This window comes from Acinetobacter sp. KS-LM10 (assembly GCF_036896575.1).
GTDB classification, from domain to species: domain Bacteria; phylum Pseudomonadota; class Gammaproteobacteria; order Pseudomonadales; family Moraxellaceae; genus Acinetobacter; species Acinetobacter avistercoris.
Window position 1 is genome coordinate 2,439,966 of the sequence record NZ_CP145906.1, and the last position, 19,889, is coordinate 2,459,854.

At 38.5% G+C, this 19,889-nt stretch carries 18 protein-coding genes and 3 tRNA genes; 10 read left to right on the forward strand and 11 right to left on the reverse strand.

Annotation, left to right across the window (positions count from 1 at the left end):
• Window positions 1-57: 57 nt before the first annotated feature.
• The 3 genes from V5M36_RS11090 to V5M36_RS11100 form a co-directional block, all read right to left on the reverse strand.
• A complete protein-coding gene (locus tag V5M36_RS11090) occupies window positions 58-348 on the reverse strand; it encodes a co-chaperone GroES (protein ID WP_338558958.1) in 291 nt (96 codons plus the stop codon).
• A gap of 201 nt (window positions 349-549) precedes the next feature.
• On the reverse strand, window positions 550-1,317 hold the full coding sequence (locus V5M36_RS11095; protein WP_338558959.1) for a metallophosphoesterase family protein: 768 nt from the start codon (window positions 1,315-1,317) through the stop codon (window positions 550-552).
• Window positions 1,298-2,236, reverse strand: coding sequence for a diacylglycerol/lipid kinase family protein (locus tag V5M36_RS11100; protein ID WP_338558961.1), 939 nt, complete (start codon window positions 2,234-2,236; stop codon window positions 1,298-1,300). The genes V5M36_RS11095 and V5M36_RS11100 overlap by 20 nt, the downstream gene beginning before the upstream one ends.
• Before the next feature lie 405 nt (window positions 2,237-2,641).
• Here V5M36_RS11100 and V5M36_RS11105 point away from each other — a divergent pair, with 405 nt between their 5' ends.
• From V5M36_RS11105 to V5M36_RS11115, 3 genes are all read left to right on the forward strand, one after another.
• Complete coding sequence (locus V5M36_RS11105; RefSeq protein ID WP_338558963.1) at window positions 2,642-4,468, forward strand: phosphoenolpyruvate carboxykinase (GTP); 1,827 nt, start codon at window positions 2,642-2,644, stop codon at window positions 4,466-4,468.
• A gap of 379 nt (window positions 4,469-4,847) precedes the next feature.
• The gene (locus V5M36_RS11110) at window positions 4,848-6,167 is read left to right on the forward strand and encodes an MFS transporter (protein WP_338558965.1); all 1,320 of its coding nucleotides are present in this window, start codon (window positions 4,848-4,850) and stop codon (window positions 6,165-6,167) included.
• A gap of 179 nt (window positions 6,168-6,346) precedes the next feature.
• Entirely contained in the window at window positions 6,347-6,778 is a 432-nt protein-coding gene (locus V5M36_RS11115) for a hypothetical protein (RefSeq protein WP_338564165.1), read from the forward strand.
• 45 nt (window positions 6,779-6,823) lie between these two features.
• Here the strand turns inward: V5M36_RS11115 and V5M36_RS11120 are convergent, their stop codons facing one another.
• Entirely contained in the window at window positions 6,824-7,492 is a 669-nt protein-coding gene (locus V5M36_RS11120) for a class I SAM-dependent methyltransferase (protein ID WP_338558968.1), read from the reverse strand.
• A 191-nt stretch (window positions 7,493-7,683) separates the two neighbouring features.
• Window positions 7,684-8,532, reverse strand: a complete 849-nt coding sequence (gene folD / locus V5M36_RS11125; protein WP_338558970.1) for a bifunctional methylenetetrahydrofolate dehydrogenase/methenyltetrahydrofolate cyclohydrolase FolD — start codon at window positions 8,530-8,532, stop codon at window positions 7,684-7,686.
• A 153-nt stretch (window positions 8,533-8,685) separates the two neighbouring features.
• Here folD and V5M36_RS11130 point away from each other — a divergent pair.
• The 3 genes from V5M36_RS11130 (at window position 8,686) to V5M36_RS11140 (ending at window position 9,703) form a co-directional block, all read left to right on the forward strand.
• A tRNA-Cys gene (locus V5M36_RS11130) sits at window positions 8,686-8,759 on the forward strand.
• Between the two features lie 12 nt (window positions 8,760-8,771).
• Window positions 8,772-8,857 (forward strand) — tRNA-Leu (locus tag V5M36_RS11135).
• A gap of 114 nt (window positions 8,858-8,971) precedes the next feature.
• A complete protein-coding gene (locus V5M36_RS11140) occupies window positions 8,972-9,703 on the forward strand; it encodes a hypothetical protein (protein WP_338558972.1) in 732 nt (243 codons plus the stop codon).
• Window positions 9,704-9,838: 135 nt separating this feature from the next.
• Here the strand turns inward: V5M36_RS11140 and V5M36_RS11145 are convergent, their stop codons facing one another.
• The gene (locus V5M36_RS11145; protein ID WP_338564168.1) at window positions 9,839-11,605 is read right to left on the reverse strand and encodes an alkaline phosphatase D family protein; all 1,767 of its coding nucleotides are present in this window, start codon (window positions 11,603-11,605) and stop codon (window positions 9,839-9,841) included.
• Window positions 11,606-11,815: 210 nt separating this feature from the next.
• Between V5M36_RS11145 and V5M36_RS11150 the strand changes: the two genes are divergently transcribed.
• A tRNA-Leu gene (locus V5M36_RS11150) sits at window positions 11,816-11,901 on the forward strand.
• A 104-nt stretch (window positions 11,902-12,005) separates the two neighbouring features.
• A complete protein-coding gene (locus V5M36_RS11155) occupies window positions 12,006-12,416 on the forward strand; it encodes a hypothetical protein (RefSeq protein WP_338558974.1) in 411 nt (136 codons plus the stop codon).
• Between the two features lie 18 nt (window positions 12,417-12,434).
• Here the strand turns inward: V5M36_RS11155 and V5M36_RS11160 are convergent, their stop codons facing one another.
• From V5M36_RS11160 to rlmE, 5 genes are all read right to left on the reverse strand, one after another.
• Window positions 12,435-12,746, reverse strand: a complete 312-nt coding sequence (locus V5M36_RS11160; RefSeq protein WP_338558976.1) for a DUF5713 family protein — start codon at window positions 12,744-12,746, stop codon at window positions 12,435-12,437.
• A gap of 146 nt (window positions 12,747-12,892) precedes the next feature.
• Window positions 12,893-14,584 carry a vWA domain-containing protein gene (locus V5M36_RS11165; RefSeq protein WP_445206332.1) on the reverse strand — a complete coding sequence of 564 codons (1,692 nt, stop codon included), beginning with the start codon at window positions 14,582-14,584 and terminating at the stop codon, window positions 12,893-12,895.
• A 421-nt stretch (window positions 14,585-15,005) separates the two neighbouring features.
• The gene (gene folP / locus V5M36_RS11170) at window positions 15,006-15,857 is read right to left on the reverse strand and encodes a dihydropteroate synthase (RefSeq protein ID WP_338558980.1); all 852 of its coding nucleotides are present in this window, start codon (window positions 15,855-15,857) and stop codon (window positions 15,006-15,008) included.
• Window positions 15,858-15,993: 136 nt separating this feature from the next.
• Window positions 15,994-17,892 (reverse strand): ATP-dependent zinc metalloprotease FtsH, encoded by a 1,899-nt coding sequence (ftsH, locus tag V5M36_RS11175; protein ID WP_338558982.1) that lies wholly within the window; start codon window positions 17,890-17,892, stop codon window positions 15,994-15,996.
• Window positions 17,893-18,023: 131 nt separating this feature from the next.
• Window positions 18,024-18,674, reverse strand: a complete 651-nt coding sequence (rlmE, locus tag V5M36_RS11180; protein ID WP_338558984.1) for a 23S rRNA (uridine(2552)-2'-O)-methyltransferase RlmE — start codon at window positions 18,672-18,674, stop codon at window positions 18,024-18,026.
• A 198-nt stretch (window positions 18,675-18,872) separates the two neighbouring features.
• On the opposite strand from rlmE, the gene yhbY reads away from it, so the two are divergent.
• Both yhbY and V5M36_RS11190 read left to right on the forward strand, forming a co-directional pair.
• Window positions 18,873-19,196 carry a ribosome assembly RNA-binding protein YhbY gene (gene yhbY, locus V5M36_RS11185; protein WP_338558986.1) on the forward strand — a complete coding sequence of 108 codons (324 nt, stop codon included), beginning with the start codon at window positions 18,873-18,875 and terminating at the stop codon, window positions 19,194-19,196.
• A 7-nt stretch (window positions 19,197-19,203) separates the two neighbouring features.
• On the forward strand, window positions 19,204-19,743 hold the full coding sequence (locus tag V5M36_RS11190; protein ID WP_338558988.1) for a DOMON-like domain-containing protein: 540 nt from the start codon (window positions 19,204-19,206) through the stop codon (window positions 19,741-19,743).
• Window positions 19,744-19,889 lie beyond the last annotated feature (146 nt).

The window sequence follows — 19,889 nt, forward strand, 5'->3', positions numbered from 1 at the left end:
AAAATTTTTAAATTTTGAACAATAATATGGTTCTGAAAAGTCAAATGCGTTTGAAGCTTAAGCTTCTAAAACCGCTAAAATATCAGACTCTTTCATCACTAGAAGTTCTTCACCATCAACTTTTACTTTTGTACCTGCAAATGTACCAAACAATACTGTATCGCCAACTTTTACATCTAAAGCACGAACACCGTTATCTGTGATTTTGCCATTACCTACAGCAATGATCTCACCTTGAGCAGGTTGTTCTGCTGCTGAAGTACTTAAAATTAAACCACCGGCAGTTTTAGTTTCCTTCTCAACTCGGCGAATCACAACGTTATCATGTAAAGGACGAATGCTGCTCATTTGAAACTCCATCAGACTATGTCTTTATTAGTAAATAGATGATGATTTCGTTATTACATCGATCATCATCAAAAAATTGATTTCGATGACACTGTTGTGGGGATGGAAAAAAAGGCTTCAAGGGCAAAAAATAAAAAAAGTTATTTTTTTGTATTTTTTTTAATCTAAACCCTACATTTATTTCAATTTATATTTGAAATTTTATAACAACTCACTCAGTACAAAATCTTGCTGCTCATCTGAATAATAATAGTGCCTCACATCTTGATTATTCAAAATGAGATTAAAGCTATTCGGCAAACCTTCATGTAGTCGATAGGATGTTGCCGTACCTGCATGGATCTCAAGGATTGGATGAGAAGCACCTAATTGATATATTTGATTTAAATCATATACAGCCGATTGGTGTAAGTGGCCATGTACCAAAGCATTCAATCCACTCTGACTCCAATTCTCCAAGGCCATACGACCTAATATTGGACAGTCTTTCACGCCATGATCATTATCTGGTGGTGTATAAAAAGGTTGATGTGCAGCAATTATTTTAATTTTTTTGGTCGGCGCTGACTTCAATAAGCCATCAATCCTCTGAATTTGTTCAATTGAGATATGACCTTTGGTATGGTGACGACGACGTATACTATTAATACCAATAATATAAAAGTGCTCCGTTTCTAAGGTTTCTTCCATTCTTCCAAAAAATAAACGATATCGTGCAAATGGACTAAAAATACGGTTCCAGACATTATAAAGCGGAATATCATGATTACCGGGCACCACCAAATAAGGTAGATTCAAACCCTCTAAAAATTTTTTACATTGATAAAATTGTTCATAACGAGCACGTTGCGTGAGATCACCACTTACAACGACCGCTTCTGGCTGATGTTGCAAACAAAATCGTTGAATAGCATCTATGCATTCAATTTTTTCAGTACCGAAATGTAAATCAGACAGATGTAGAAGCATAAGGAACCATGATTTTTAATGCATTTTTATCGACATTAAATTTTAAAGGTGTCGCGATTTCAGTAATTTCACCATCAATGGCAACGGTTAACTTGGCTTTTTTTGAATACACCGTAACTTTTTCTCCGCTAAAACTATAAACATCTGCTGCATTTTCCAATTGCCCTCGAATCAACTGAAATAAGGTTTTAAATAAACTCATTTTATCGCTTCTGGCTAAGACGACTCCTGCAACCTCACCTATTTCAGCACATTTGGCAATTTTTAAATTCATTTCCTGTAACTGAAGCTGATTATTGCCAAAAAATATTAAGGAGGTTTTTACTGGGTATTTCTGCTGATTGACTTCAATTTCCAGTTTAAGCTCTTTACGATCTCGTATGAGCACATCTAAACCTGATGTATAAGCATGTAAAGGAAAACGACCAAATTTACGATTATAAAGTTCCCGTTTTTTTATAAATAAAGGATAAAGACCTAAACTAGCATTATTCAGATAAATACGATCATTAATCCGAGCCACATGTGATGATCGTGACTCTCCTGTCGCAATAACATCCGCAGCTTGAATGATATCCAAAGGAATATTTAATACCCGCGCAACATAATTAAAAGTTCCTAATGGCAATACACCCAAAGGTATTTCTTGATGCAATAATTCAGAAGCCACTGCATTTAAAGTGCCATCACCACCCGCTGCAACGATTACTCCGATATTGTCATAAAGCTTATGTCTCGCTTTAACTTTGTCCATGAGAACTTTAAAATTAGCTTCTGAACCAATATCAAAAACTTGAATCTCAAATCCATAATCCGACCATTTGGTCATCAACTGTTCATAAATTTTGTCATTTTTAGTTGCATGAAATCCAGATTTCTCATTATAAATCATGGACAATGGCTTGAGCGATCTATTCATTTATTTGATGAAGTTAAAGTAATTACACTAATTTCGTCTAATCTCTAAGCAATTAATAGCTCATTTATGTAAAATTCGGATTAGGCTTATTCAATATTCCAATCATTCATTTGATTCATTTATGTGAAATAAACCTATAATTTAGAATAACATTTATAATATAAATACTGAACATTTATAAAATACATGTATTTAAAAAACAACCAATACATCTGTTTTTTTTATTTTATTCAATAAGATACAACCACACATAAGCTTTGATTGTTTTTAGCCTTTAGTCTTATTTTTTTTATGAAAATATGCTTTAATACAGCCACTTTTTTCATACTTAAATCTAGATATTGTCATCCAGTATCTGGATTGCTATTTGTACGCACATTGTACACTTTTGATATAGGCCTCACCATGACCCAAGTGAACGCACCAGAATTCGTTCGTCATCCCAAGCTTATTGCATGGGTTGAAGAAATTGCAAAATTAACAAAACCAGCGAAAATTGAATGGTGTGACGGAAGCGAAGAAGAATATCAACGTTATATTAACTTGATGATCGCTAACGGCACAATGCAAACGCTGAACCCAGAAACTCATCCTGGTTCTTATTTAGCGAATTCTGATCCTTCTGACGTTGCTCGTGTTGAAGGCCGCACTTATATTTGTTCTGAAAACAAAGATGATGCTGGCGCAACCAATAACTGGGAAGCACCTGCAGAAATGCGTACACGCTTGAACGGTTTGTTTGACGGTGCAATGGCTGGTCGTACTTTATATGTTGTTCCGTTCTCTATGGGTCCTTTAGGTTCTCATATTGCACATATTGGTATCGAATTGACTGACTCTCCTTATGTAGCAGTTAGCATGTCAAAAATGGCTCGTATGGGTAAAGCTGTTTATGACGTTTTAGGTACTGATGGTGAATTTGTACCATGTGTACATACAGTGGGTGCTCCACTTGCTGAAGGCGAGAAAGATGTTGCTTGGCCTTGCAACCCAGAAAAATATATCGTTCATTACCCTGAGACGCGTGAAATTTGGTCTTACGGTTCTGGTTATGGTGGTAATGCATTGTTGGGTAAAAAATGCCTAGCTTTACGTATTGCTTCATCAATGGGTCGTCAACAAGGCTGGTTAGCTGAACATATGCTGATCCTTGGCGTGACGAATCCTAAAGGTGAAAAACACTACATCGCAGCTGCTTTCCCTTCTGCTTGTGGTAAAACCAACTTTGCAATGTTGATTCCACCAGCTGGATATGAAGGTTGGAAAATTGAAACTGTAGGTGACGATATTGCTTGGATCAAACCAGGTGAAGATGGTCGCTTATATGCAATCAATCCTGAAGCTGGTTTCTTCGGTGTTGCACCTGGTACAAATACCAAGACTAACCCGAACTGCATGGCGACTTTGACTAAAGACGTAATTTACACCAACGTTGCTGTGACTGATAACGGTGAAGTGTGGTGGGAAGGTTTAACCAAAGAAGCGCCTGCTAACCTAACCAACTGGAAAGGCCAACCACACACTGGCGAAGAAAAAGCTGCGCATCCAAATGCTCGCTTCACTGTAGCTGCTGGTCAATGCCCTTCAATTGACGCTGACTGGGAAAATCCAGCAGGCGTGCCAATTTCTGCATTCATTTTTGGTGGTCGTCGTGCAGACACAGTGCCATTGATTTCTGAAGCATTTGATTGGGTAGATGGCGTTTATAAAGCTGCAACTATGGGTTCTGAAACGACTGCTGCTGTCGGTCAACAAGGTGTCGTTCGTCGTGATCCATTCGCAATGCTTCCATTTGCGGGTTACAACATGGCTGATTACTTCACACATTGGTTAGATATGGGTGAAGATCTTGCGACTAAAGCTGAAGCTGCGGGCAACAAACTTCCAGGTATCTACAATGTAAACTGGTTCCGCCGTGATGCTGAAGGCAACTTCGTGTGGCCTGGTTTCGGTCAAAACATGCGTGTTCTTGAGTGGATCATTGACCGTTGTGAAGGTCGTGCTGATGCCGTTAAAACACCAATTGGCCTTGTTCCAACATACGAACAGTTAAATTGGACTGGTTCTGACTTCACTAAAGAACAATTTGATCTTGTGACTGCACAAGACAAAGACCAGTGGATTAAAGAACTTGAAAGCCACACTGAATTATTTGACAAATTAGGTGAGCGTTTACCTGCTGCACTTAAAATACGTCAAAATGAATTACTTGAAGCAGTTAAAGCTGTTTAAGTCTTAATTCAATAAAAAGGTCACTTCGGTGACCTTTTTTTATGACTTAAATTTAACTTTCAATCCTCGTTTTTAAGACATTTAACATCTATAAAAGAAATAATTTACGCTTAAAACCCAACGAATAAATACCAATAAAACAATATAAACCATGATCATGCCGCAATAAGATGCTTTTTGATCATAATTTCAATTAATCAAAAAATTCCAACCGACTAAAGTCGCATAAAAAATATGAAGTGATAAGCGTATAACGTCTGCATTCATTTTATCTCCCTCAATTCATCTCCCTCAATCATAAAATATATTTTTTTAAGTTTCGTTATCTCAATGGAATTTAAAAGGATGCATTTTAGTAACATTCTTTAGGAGAATGTTTGTGTCAAGTTCATCACCTCAAGTTGCAGCATCGCAACTTGATCGGAAAACGCGTGTCAAATCGATACTCGGTGGTTCAGCTGGTAACTTGGTTGAATGGTATGACTGGTATGTGTACGCTGCATTCACACTATATTTTGCATCTCAATTCTTCCCTGAAGGCGATGACACAGTCAAATTACTTCAAGCCGCAGCAGTTTTCGCACTCGGCTTTCTTATGCGTCCGATTGGCGCATGGATTATGGGTATTTATGCTGACCGTAAAGGACGTAAAGCTGGCTTAACCATATCTGTATCCCTCATGTGTATTGGCTCACTGATTATTGCCTGTGCGCCCACCTATGAATCTGTCGGTATGTTGGCACCCGCCCTATTATTATTTGCTCGCTTGCTTCAAGGTTTAAGCGTCGGTGGTGAATACGGCTCAAGTGCGACTTACTTGACTGAAATGGCGGGCAAAAATCATCGTGGTTTTTTCTCAAGCTTCCAGTATGTCACCTTAATATCTGGACAATTACTCGCACTTTGCGTTTTGATTGTTTTACAACGCACGCTGACTGACAGTCAGTTATCAGAATGGGGCTGGCGTATTCCTTTTGCGATTGGCGCGCTACTTGCGATTGTGGTGTTCTGGATTCGTCGTGGCTTAGTTGAAACAGAGTCTTCCAAACAAGCTCAAGAACAAGCAAAAAATGGCGGCCCTCAATCGGGTGCTCTTGCATTATTTACCAAATATCCGAAACAAGCATTCACCGTGATTATGCTCACAGCGGGAGGTACTTTAGCGTTTAATACCTTCACGACGTATCTACAAAAATACTTAGTGAATACTTCAGGCTTTGAAAAGACTACAGCAACTGAAATCACCACCGCTGCCATTTTTATATTTATGTTATTACAACCTGCTGTAGGCGCTTTGTCAGATAAAATTGGTCGTAAGCCAATTATGATCGCTTTTGGTGTATTGGGCGTTTTATTTACCATTCCGATCTTCAATGGTTTAGGCTCAACCACAAATCCCACCACTGCCTTCATGCTGTGTATGAGTGGTATGGTTATTGTGACTGGTTACACCGCTATTAATGCTGTGGTTAAAGCAGAACTCTTCCCTGCGCATATTCGCGCCTTAGGTGTTGCACTCCCCTATGCAATTGCAAACACTTTATTTGGTGGTACTGCTGAACTGGTGGCTTTGAGCTTTAAAAATGCGGGGCATGAAAATTACTTCTTCTATTACATCACTTTCATGATTGGACTTTCATTAATTACGTATATTTTTATGAAAGACACCAAAAAACATAGCATGATCACGGACAATTAGAAAACATATTCAATTAAGCCATGACGCAGCTTTTCATATTTTCCTTTTTTATATTTTAGCTTTTCATGTTTTTAGCTTTTCAAATCGCGTACATTTGAAAAGCTTTTTTCATTGTTAAGCAGTAAAAAATGAGCGGAGCTATGGCATACTCAATTTAGCTCAGTCAGGATGTTTTAATGATGAAAAAAATATATAGCCTCATCGGATTCAGTGTAGTCGCCGTTGCACTTACAGCATGTCAAACCGCACCCCGTGAATTTAATGGAATGACAGGTTATCAAATTGAAAGTCAAGGCGAAAATACTGCGACACTGGCTTATACACTGGCAGGTCGAGCAGACCTCAAGCTAGATGAAAATAAATTACAACGCGCTTGCCAAAAGACCCTTAACAGCACTCAAGTTTATAAAATCAATATTCTTAGTACCAATGAAATCATGAATCCTTCACTGGGACTAAGAAGTGAAGAAGCGATTAAACTTGGCCAATCTCGTACTTCATTTGGACTTTCAAACACACCAAACTTGAACAGTAATGAAGATTTTGCTACACGCCAAGCCTTGGAAAGTAAACCAAGTTCATTACAAGTGGTTCGTTACACCTGTTCTTGATACAACCAAGAGCTTTATAAGCACTTAAAATAAATAAGACGCTCATTATAGCGTCTTATAAAAATTCACATTTCTGAATTCTTGCGATTCATCCAAATCAGGCCATGTTGTGGCACTACGTTCATCCAGTTTTTGATATTTTGGATGACTAAAGTTTTTTACTCGACTATCCGCAACCCACACTTCAGGTGCAAATTTCAAGAATTCATCTAAAAAGAATCGATTACATTGATCATAGAGCACATCCGCAGCCAGCAAGACATCAACCTGTTCAGCCTTATACAAATCTTCTAAATACTCTAGTTCAACATCATTCAGCTCTGCATTGGCAGCACAAGCTTCTAGACTGATCTGATCTATATCGCAACAGATCACGCGTTTTGCCCCCGCCATTTTTGCAGCAATAGCGACCACACCTGAGCCCGCACCAAAATCCAGCACCACTTTGCCTTTCACATGATGTGGCTCAGCAAGCAGCCACTGTGCCATAGCAAGACCAGATGCCCAGCAAAAAATCCAATACGGCGTATCATTCCAGATGCGTCGAATGACTTCATCATCAAGACGATCTGTGGGAAATACGGGAGGAATCAACCACAACGAAATTGGTGTTTCAGGTAGTTTTTGCGCCAAAAGCTCACAATTCGGAATGACATCATGCAACGCTTTAATGAGATGTTCTGGTGCTTTAGGAAATTGAAAAGTACAGCTCATTGGATTTTATTTTTCATATATGCAAATTTTGATTTAAAAAACTTTCAATTCTAATGAAAGTTTCCTCTCTTGAGCGAGATTTAAAGTACTGCTTTTAAAGCAAAGCACAAGAGAGGCTTAGAGAAAGGTTTCCCCTCATCCCCTTGCGGGGCATGCTCCTCATCCCAGAGAGAGAAGGAACACTGGAGGAATTAAACTAAAGCTTTCTCAGCGGCTTCAACCGTCTGACGGATTAACGTGGTAATCGTCATTGGACCCACACCACCTGGAACAGGTGTATAAGCAGAAGCGATATCTTCAATACCCACCAATTGAATATCACCCACTCCACCACCATCGCGTGGATGGAAACCGGCATCAACCACAACTGCGCCTTGCTTAATCCAGTCTTTCTGAATCAATTCGGCTTTACCTACAGCACCGACAATAATATCGGCTTGTTTTACGAAATCAGCAAGATTTTGTGTACGTGAATGACAAACCGTAACCGTTGCATTCGCTTCCAAAAGCATTGCTGCCATTGGTTTACCTAAAATCGCTGAACGCCCAACAACCACAGCATGCTTTCCAGCAATTTCGATTTTATTTTCTTTTAAAATGGTCATGATGCCTGCAGGAGTCGCTGATCCGTATGCTGCCTCGCCCATAGCCATACGACCAAAACCTAGACAAGTCACACCATCGACATCTTTAGCCAGTGATATTGCATCAAAACATGCGCGTTCATCAATTTGTGCAGGCACTGGATGTTGTAACAAAATCCCGTGAACATCTGGATTAGCATTCAATTTTTCAATTTCAGCCAACAACTGCTCAGTCGTGGTTTCTTTTGAAAGCTCAATTTTTAATGAATCCATACCCACTCGACGGCAAGCATTACCCTTCATGCGTACATAAGTTGCAGATGCACCATCATCACCTACCAAAATAGTTGCAAGAATTGGGGTTCGACCAGTCTTTTCTTTTAACGCTTCTACGCGAATTAACAAGTCAGCTTCAATTTGCTTCGCCAATGCACGACCATCTAAAACTAATGCCACGGCACATCTCCAAGTGTTGATATGAATCAATTTTGCACATAATACATGATTATTTTAATTATTTTTCCCTATATGCCGTTTTTATGCACATCTGATGAATGACTCCTATTGTTTTTTTTTCAGAGCTTGCTAATATACGCATCAACAAGCAATGGCGGGGTGGCAGAGTGGTCATGCAGCGGACTGCAACTCCGTGTACGCCGGTTCGATTCCGACCTCCGCCTCCATCTTGTTAAAATGCCCGAGTGGTGAAATCGGTAGACACAGGGGATTTAAAATCCCCCGCCCACAAAGCGTGCCAGTTCGAGTCTGGCCTCGGGCACCATTTTAATACTTCTTAAAATGGTGCAATAAAATTTCCAGCTTATGCTGGTTTTTTTATGCCTAAAATTCGATATTTCATATATATTACAACTACTCTTTGAATATCCCACACTGCATGATCAGCACTAAACACACCGAACATTATCTGAAAGAGCTACAGCAGCAACACCCTATAGCATTTACAAGAAATTTTATTCTATATGGTCAAGTGAAAACCAAAGGCATAATGGATGAGCTGAAAGAGTTTATTCCATTCGGCATTGCTTTAGCGATTTTCATTCCGCTCTCTTACGCCTTATCGGAACTGATAGCATTCATTCAACCCAATTTTGAAGGTTTTCAGGCCAGTGCAATTTCCACATTGCTGATTATGATGTTGTTCATGCTGATCTCACCCATCGTTTTAAAACAAATTAAACACAGCAGTGTTTCTTTATATGCCCAGTTAAAAAACACCCCCATAAAGTTGACTGTTTTAATTTTACTGCAAGCCTTAAATATCCTGTTTATAGAAAATTGGTTAATACAAGGCGTCCTATTCTTTTTTGCAATGCGTTTTGGCTTTATTCAATTTTGTAAAGAGAATATGTTTAGAGAGACCGCCACAACTCAGCAATACCAACATATTCAAGAGATTCGTCGTATTTGTTATTGGACTTATAAACAATGCGTCAAAATAAACATTAAACTCATCTTCACGTCAAAATCATCAGATCGATATCTTGAGCTTTTAAATACTAAACTCAAAATTGCATCCCTACATACAGAATTGATTAATTATGAAAACAAACTGTGTATGACGCACAAACACATTGATATAGATAAATACTTAGATGAGATCATGTAATGAGATACATGATCCCTATCCAAATTTCATTTATGGACTTCAAAACACAATTTAAAGCTTTCAAGTGTGAACTTTTAGACCATGAACCACTTTTAAATAATGATTCGCTTTTAAATAATGATTCACTTTTAAAAACTATGCACTTTTAGACAATGGCTGTATTAAATTAAGATCTAAATCAAAATTTAGTGAATGTTTTCGACCGTTATCAAGTTCATATTGTTGATTTTTAATTGTATTTATATACACCCATTCTGATGTCATTTCAGTTGCAGTAAAACTGACTTTCATATATCCACGTTGATTTAAATTAGTGTATTCCAACTCATCAATCAGCGTTGTAAATGCAAATTCAAATTCATGTAGCTGCTCAATGGGAATATTTAAGTATTTTTCCATACCAGGAGAAGACACAGAACTTGTTGCCAACTCCACCCCAACTTTATCACCTTGTACATCTCTTAAAGTCGATTGCCATGCATTATGGGTATCACCCGCCAATACAACCAATTTTTTATTAAGCTGTTTTGCTTTTGCGTACAGTTTTTCACGCTCAGCATAATAACCATCCCAAGCATCAAGATTATACGGCGCAACTGTCTTTAAACGAATACGATCTTGATCTGTTAAAGTCTGATCACCAGCCAACATTCGTATTTTTAACTTCACCAAAGCGGTAATTTGAGCATTCAACGCTGCCAGCGCGGCAGCATCTGCCTGACCACTGGTTACCGCACCTAAAGACAATAATAACTCAGCTGGAATCATCATCTTAGTCATTAACACTTGTTGACCAAGCACATTCCACGTTGCCGTAGATTGCGCTAATTTACCCTCCAACCATTCTCGTTGTGTATATCCCATCAAGGTACGTGTAGGACTGATTAAATCCGTTTGAAAACGGGGGAAGTCCATGCCTTGGGCGGTCATATAATTCGCATAATTCAACTGTTGATCACGTGCCAAAATACGTGTATCCAGCATACTTAATTGCACGAGATTGCCAAAATCAAATTGACGATAAATATTTAAATGATCATTTTCAGCGACAGGACGGATCGGCATCCACTCAAAATAAGCTTGTAATGCCGCCAATTTACGGTCAACAAAATTTCCTTCATTCTCTTGATGGTTTTCGGCACCCTCTCGCCATGTGTCATTGGTCAGCTCATGGTCATCCCAAATCACAATAAATGGATGACGTTGATGCAATGCTTGTAGATCAACATCGGTTCTATAAAGAGCGTAACGTTTGCGATAATCATCCAGTTTAACAATTTCAGCACTATTGTCTTGTGCCAAAGTACGCCCTAGTTTTACAGCATCTTCCGTTGCATACCCATCAGCACCATATTCGTATATGTAGTCACCCAGATGAATCACCACATCAAAATCTTGCTTTGCCATTTCCTTATAGACATGAAAATAGCCAGCTGGATAATTTGAGCATGAACAAACTGCAAATTTTACCGATGTTGTTGTTTCCGCCAAGGTCTTGGTTCGTCCTACAGGTGAAATCACATCCCCAAACATAAAACGATAATAATAGTGCTGGTCAGCTTTTAATAAATCCGCATCTACCTTAACGGTAAAATCCTGCGCTTGAGTGGTCTCTACTTTTCCAGTATTAATGATTTGGCTAAAGTTTTGATCGGTTGCAATTTCCCAAATCACTTCCAATCTTGCACTGAGATCATCAGGTGTTATTCGTGTCCAAAGAATCACGCGATCTTTTAATGGATCACCACTGGCTACACCATGTAAAAAAGCAACATTGATCTTTGGAGTCATCACCGTATCATGATCATCCCCACAAGCCGTTAAACCAATCGGTAAAGACACCGCACCAAAACCCGCTAAGGCCTTTTGAATCAATTCACGACGGGAAATTTTTGTTTTCATCATTTTGTGCCAGACCAATATTTTTAAAGCAACACTAGCCCTCAAATATGAAGGCTTGATCTCAAACAGATGACAATGGGATTAAATCACCATCAAATCAGTACAAAACCCATTTATTTTATTATTTAAGCCCTGAATTGCTTGAAATTAAAGCAATTGAAAAGATTTAGACTTGCCAAGTTTTATTTCGTCCTCTATTATTGCGCACATGCCCGAGTGGTGAAATCGGTAGACACAGGGGATTTAAAATCCCCCGCCCACAAAGCGTGCCAGTTCGAGTCTGGCCTCGGGCACCATTTTAATACTTGTTAAAATGGTGCAATAAAACTTCCAGCTTATGCTGGTTTTTTTATACCTAAAACAATGAAAATAAATTAAAGCGCATCATATTATGGTGAAAATGAAAAATTTATTCAGCTATCTCTTCCTCACCTTCATTCTACTGACTGTATCAAACTCTCTGACTGCTCAAACGAACAAGCATGAGCAAACAAAATCATCAGAAATATTTTACGACTTCTTTCCTGGAACAATCGTACAAGAGAATAACGAACTTTATTTACATAGCTGCCAAACCTTTGATGCGAAATTTAAACTGAGTTTTAATCATCAAAAAGACAAGCGAAGAGTTCTAGAACTTTTGCAACAGCATCCTCAATTTTGGGTGCATTTAACTGCAAGTGCTACAGAAGATAATGGACAATACTTAATGGATGTTGAAGGTATTTATGAAGAATATCCAAATCAAACATGTCATTTAATGGAACTACTTGAACAAATCTCGGATGAACAGGCTCAGAATAAAATATAAGGTAAAATAGAGAGTGAATTACCACTCTCTATTAGATACCAACTCTTCAAGTTCAATTTCAAGATAACCCTCATCTTGAACCACCATCATCATCGCTTCCGCTATATAGTCTGCAGCGGCATCATCTAAGGATGAATCTAAATCCTCAAATTGAGGTTTCATTTCATTAATTTCAGATACAGTATCTTTCGCAAGTTTGTAAATATCAAAGTCTGAATTCACTTTCGCAACTTTTTTAGCAAACTGCTCAATCAACTGTTTAACTTCGGCAACGAGAATATCTGGATAATATTCATCATCAAACATAGGGAGAAGTAAATCATTAAACATATTAAAGCTCACATTGTAGCAATAACAAAAACCGAGCTTGTATAACATAATACGAACAATTAACCAACCTAAAAAATACTTCAAATAGTCTTATTGAAAAAGAGTACAACTAAAGTACTCTTTTTCTTGATAATTAAAACTTATGACTACTTTGTCACACTTAAACTTTTTGCTGTTTTCAGTAGATCCATAAATTCTGCTTTCAAGCCAAACTCATCCGGCTGCTTCAGCGTTTGACCCAGTTTGATAATACTATCCCAGTCCATTTTACCATTGTACTGCCCACCTTTGAGCTGTTGACCATATGCAGCGACCACCACGGCAAACTGAGTGTCCTTAGTCGCTTGATTTAACGCTGCACTACGATTCGAAATCGCTTGAGTTAAAAGAATACTCTCACTCTGATTGGGACGTTTATATCTTAAATTCAAAAATCCATATTCATTTGTTTTCGAATCAACCGCTGGTGTTTTTTGATAGCGCGAATCATTCAACCAACCCTTCTGACCAACAGGAATGACTTCATACAATGCCGTTACGGTATGTCCCGCACCTATATCTCCCGCATCCACCTGATCGTTGTTAAAATCCTCATTCTTCAGCATGCGGTTTTCATAACCCACCAAACGATATTCTTTCACTGTAGCGGGGTTGAACTCCATCTGAATTTTGACATCTTGCGCAACAGTGGCAAGCGTTGAACTCAATTGACGCTGCACAACCTTCTTGGCTTCTTTTTCATTATCAATATAACTATAGTTCCCATCGCCAGCATCAGCTAATTGCTCCATCAATTTTTCATTATAATTTCCAGTACCAAAACCTAAAGTCGTCAAAGAAATACCTGATTTTCGTTTTTCAGCAATTAAACCTTTTAACGTTTCAAAATTGGTAATCCCGACATTAAAATCACCATCAGTTGCGATCAAAATACGGTTAATCCCCTCTTTCATAAATGATTTCTGAGCTTCACTATATGCCATTTGAATTGCACGTTCGCCCGAAGTCGCACCAGCGGCACTTAATTGATTAATGGCCTTTAAAATTTTATTTTTTTCATCACCTGCCGTTGGTGGTAGAACCAATTTTTCACCACTCGAATAACTAACAATCGTGACTTTGTCCTGAGGTCTCAGCTGTTCCGTCAAAATTCTTAAGGTCTTTTTTACCAATGGAAGTTTATTCGGCTCATTCATACTACCTGAGACATCAACTAAAAAAACCAAATTGGCTGCTGGAAGATTTTCATACTCAACATCATTGGCTTTAATCCCAATACGAATCAATTTTGCATTGGGTTGCCATGGTGAATCAACAGTTTCAGTACTGACTGTAAAAGGATGTTGAGATTTAACTTGCGGATACTGATAAGAGAAGTAATTAATGAGCTCTTCTATACGTACCGCATCTACAGGCGTTAAGCGCCCCTCATTGAACAATATTCGTCTTATATTTGAGTAACTTCCCGTATCCACATCAATACTAAAAGTAGAAACAGGCTCTTGCGCTACACTTTTTACAGGATTAACTTCGTTGGTCTGATATTTTTCATTGTCAGCTTGCAGTATACGATCACGCTCATTAGGATTTAAGGCGCCAACATAAGCTCCAGTATGATTTGACGCATGATTCAAGCCAACTCGGCGTGGAGAGCTTTGCTTTTGAGATTGTGCAGCGGCATATACTGGGCTCATCGGTGCCGGAGCCACGACTGCATTATTTCTGGCATCACTTGCAGGCACTGCCCCAATATATTGATTGGGTTTTTGCTTGGTGGTACACGCTGAAAGCATTAATGTTGCGACCATCAAGCTAAGCAAATGATTTTTTAAAGAAATAAGATGAGGCTGCTGCATTTTTTTATCCTTTTTATTGTGCTTATTTAGTCGGTTTATTCATTGAGTTTGTTCATTGGACTAATTAATTGTATTTAATTTTTTAATATTTAAGCATAGATATTCATCATTATCGATATTTAAGATTAAAGATGAAATGGGATAACCATTAAGCAAATTAAAATGTATGAAATTTAAGCTTAATCACCCATACACATCAACAATTATGCAAAGAATAAAATCTAGCAAACAATAACAACAAAAGTGATTGTTCATCTTTTGTTGTTATGTTGCATAAATACTATTTTTCTTCATTATCTTTCTAGATGATTGTTTTAATTATTAAAACCTTAAAATGCCCATTTAAATCTTCAAACTATCGTACTCAAACTATAGTGAGTATTCAAACATCAATGACTAAACATCAATTACTCATTGTTGCTGACCATATCTTCAACGCATCTGACATCGCTTTGACATCATGTACACGCACCATACTCGCGCCTTGCTGAACACTGATTAAATGCGCTGCAACAGAGCCTACCGCACGATTTTGCGCATCAGCACCATCTAAAGCTTCACCAATAAAACGTTTACGCGAAAGTGCAGACAATATTGGATAACCCATTGTATTGAGTTGATATAATTCATTGAGTAATTTTAAATTTTGCTGTGCATTTTTAGCAAAACCAAAGCCTGGATCAATCATAATATTTTCAGATTTAACACCAGCATCAATAGCATCATTCACACGTTGCTTTAACTCATGTATCACGTCCAATGTGACATTGTCATATTGATCCAATCCATTCATCGTGGTTGGCTCACCACGCATATGCATAATAATAACGGGTATGTTCAGTTCAGCCGCCGTTGTCAACGCTTGTGGACGCGTTAACGCACGAACGTCATTCCAAATATGTGCACCTGCCTTTACAGCCGCCTGAATCACTTTTGGCTCAGATGTATCTATTGAAATCACTACGTCTAAAGCTGAAAGTGCTTCCACCACTGGAAAAATACGACGAATTTCCTCATCAACCTCTACAACACTTGCGCCTGGTCTGGTGGATTCACCTCCAACATCAATAACAGTTGCACCATCAGCAATCATCTGTTTTGCATGCGCTATCGCCTGCTCTTTATGTGTATATTTACCACCATCACTAAATGAGTCAGGTGTAATATTTAATATACCCATTATCTGAGGTTGTGATAAATCTAATATTTTAGATCCGCAATTTAATATTTTCTGGGGGAGATTAACCAACTGCATAGCAAAACCATCTTTAAATAAAGCCCTGCTATTCTACTCTTTTATTTGCAAAACCTTAACTTTTAGAGCGCTTACATCATAGATGACTTGATAAAAAAACCACCCGAAGGTGGTTTTCAATATTCATATTTTAAATTTAAGTTTTAGGTAATGATGGTAACGGTGGAGGTGTTTCAAGATCAACCACAGGAGCAACATCTACTACAGGATTGTCAGCAACATAGATTTTCGGCGGGTTCGGTTCACGACCTTCCATAATATCTCTGATTTGCTCACGATCAATCGTTTCCCATTCCATCAACGCTTTAACCATGGCATGTGCGATATCCATGTTATTTTCTAAAATATCACGCGCCACACGATACTGCTGATCTAGGATGTTACGGATTTCACGATCAATTTCGAGCTGAGTTGTTTCAGAAATAGTACGACTACCTATACTTCCCATGAACGATTGCTGTGCATCTTCTTCATAGACCATAACGCCCATTTTGTCAGACATACCATATCGAGTCACCATTGCACGCGCCATTTTCGTGGCACGTTCAAAGTCATTCGAAGCTCCCGTAGACATCTGATTGATGAATACTTCTTCAGCAATACGACCACCAAAAAGAATAGAAAGTTCTTTCAACATCTTATCTTTGTAATGACTGGTCACATCATGCTCAGGCAACTGCCAAGTCACACCCAAAGCCCAACCGCGCGGCATAATCGTGACTTTATGCACAGGGTCTGTACCCTCAAGCATTTCAGCAACAATCGCATGGCCCGCTTCATGATAAGCCGTAGCACGACGCTCTTCTTCACGAATCACCATCGATTTACGCTCAGGTCCCATGTACAGCTTGTCTTTAGCATCTTCAAAGTCATGCATATCGACAGTGTTCTTGTTACGACGAGCAGCAAATAATGCAGCTTCGTTAATCAAGTTTGCCAATTGCGCACCTGAGAAACCTGGTGTACCACGTGCAAGCACCTGTACATCAACACCGGTTACTGAAGGTAATTTCTTCAAGTGAACATTTAAAATTTGCTCACGGCCTTTAATATCTGGCAAACCTACCATGACTTGACGGTCAAAACGTCCTGGACGCAATAACGCTTTATCAAGTACATCTGCACGGTTTGTGGCAGCAATAACGATAATACCTTCATTGCCATCAAAACCATCCATCTCAACCAACATTTGGTTAAGTGTTTGCTCGCGTTCGTCGTTCCCGCCGCCCGTACCTGAACCACGATGACGACCCACTGCATCAATCTCATCAATGAAGATAATACATGGTGCATGGCGCTTCGCTTGTTCAAACATATCGCGGACACGAGACGCACCCACACCTACGAACATTTCAACAAAGTCAGAACCTGAGATACTAAAGAATGGAACCTTAGCTTCACCAGCAATAGCCTTAGCAAGCAAAGTTTTACCAGTACCTGGAGGACCCACCATCAAAACACCACGTGGAATACTCGCACCAAGACGTTTAAATTTAGTTGGGTCTTTTAAGAAATCAACAATTTCGACCACTTCTTGTTTCGCTTCATCACAACCAGCAACGTCATTAAACGTCACCTTAATTTGGTCATCAGACAGCATTTTCGCTTTAGACTTACCAAAGCTCATTGGGCCGTTTTTACCACCTGCACCACCACCCATGTTGCGCATAAAGAACATGAATAACAAAATGATTAAAAGCACAGGGAAACTTGCGATTAATAGTTGCATAATCAAGCCTTGGCGTTGCGGTGCAGTACCTTCAACAACGACATTGTTCTTGATTAAATTTGGCATCAATTCAGGATCTTGAATTGCAGGACGAATGCTTTCGAATGGAGAACCATTCACTTTTTCGCCATTAATTCTTTCACCATCAATAGTCACTTGCTTAATTTGACCCGCATTGACTGCCGCAACAAATTCTGAATAATTCAATGCTGCAGGCTTATCACGGTCACTAATGTTACTGAATATCAAAATCAGTACACCAAGTATAACAAGCCACAAAATAGCATTCTTAAAGAGATCGCTCAAAGCTTCATTCCCATATCAATCAAATTTGATCATGCCCATAGTGGGTGACCCTAACCAAAAGCCTGTAATCAGCTTATAATATTTTAAAATTGTACAAAATGCACAATTTTGAAGAGGTTGGCAAGTAAACTTTAACCTAAAGATTTTTTACGACCTTGTCCAATTAAGAAAACTTCTTTCGAACGAGCACGTGATGCTAAAGGTTTTGAGGTTTTTAACACATCAAAGCTATCGACAACTTGCTTACGAAACTCATCAAAACCTGTGCCTTGGAAAACTTTTACCACAAATTGCCCTTTTGGTCCTAGAACCTTATTGGCAAAATCTAATGCAAGTTCACATAGGTAAATTTGACGAGGCTGATCAACCGCCTTATTACCTGATGTATTGGGGGCCATATCTGAAATTACAACGTCTACGGCACGTCCATCTAAAATATTTAACAATTTTTCGAATACTTCTTCTTCTCGGAAGTCACCTTGCAAAAAGGTCACATCAGGCAAAGCATCCATTTCCAAAATATCAGATGCAATCAATAAACCTTTACTTCCCACCAACTTACCCGCAATTTGCGACCAGCTTCCAGGTGCAGCACCCAAATCAACCACGGTCATCCCTGGTTTAATAATTTTATACTTCTCTTGCATTTCCAAGAGTTTATAGGCTGCACGCGCTCGATAACCTTCCTTTTGTGCTTTTTTTACATAAGGATCGTCTAAATGCTCTCTCATCCAATCACGACTACTTTTAGATAACTTTTGGTTGGTAATGCGTGTAGCCATAACTCTCTATTTACATGAAAACAATTAGGGTTAATTGTACGTGAAAAAGATCCTAGATGCAGTATCCATCTGTATCTAAATCATCAACGCTCATCGTGAATTTAAAAAATAATGTCCTACGATTATTTCTACAGAAATTACAGCGTTTGAATACGCTTTTTGCTATAATGAGTCGTTTTTAAAATTAGGTTTATCTTTATGGCAGTTTTATCTATTCAAGAACGGAAACGTTTGCGTCAAATCGGACATGCGCTTAACCCTGTGGTTATGCTTGGTGGTCAAGGTTTGAGTGAAAATGTCATTGAAGAAATTAACCGCGCTTTAAATGATCATGAATTGATTAAAGTCAAAGTCGCAGGTGAAGACCGCGAAGCTCGTCAAGCCATCATCGCTGAAATTGCTGAAAAAACTGAAGCTCAAATTGCTCAAACGATTGGCAAGATTGTTTTGCTTTACAAAAAAGCTGCAAAACAAAATCCAAAACTTTCTAATTTAGTTCGTTTTGCTAACGCTGCAAATTAATTAATTTATGGCAAGTTATGAGTTGAGCGACTTCGATCGTCGCTTTCAAGCAATTTCTCTTGTTGGTGCAGTTGAACAACAAGGTTTAAATTCGCTTAATGTCGGTTTTTGGCTTCGTGACCCGAACCAATTAATTGTCTACCCAGACGTGATTGCTGATCATCCTCGCGAAGATTTCCTCTGGCAACAAACCTGTTTTGAAATTTTCATTGGCGTACACGGTGAAGATTATTATCGTGAGATTAATCTCTCCCCTTCGCAAGCGTGGCAGGCCTATCAATTTGAGGAATATCGTTATCCCGAAGATATGCCTCCACAAGTTGCGCACGATATAGAATTAAATCAATTGAAGAAAACCCATTACGGTTTAAATGTCAGCATTGATCTATCGCAATTTATGCTGAAAAACAATCTCAAATGGGCTGATATGTTTTTAGGTCTTTCAGCTGTTTTAAAAACGTCTGATAAAGAACATTATTATGCGATGCAACACAGCAGCCCACAGGCTGACTTTCACAATAAACGTGACTGGTTACATGTGTTTTAAGCATTCCAAATTGAATTAAGAAAGTGAGGCCTTAACCTCACTTTTTTATTGTCTACATTTTTATCTCTTAGAATTTATATAACTTAATTTGTTTAACTTCATTAGACTTCTTTCAAAAGTCATTATTCAAACAACATAGTCATTAT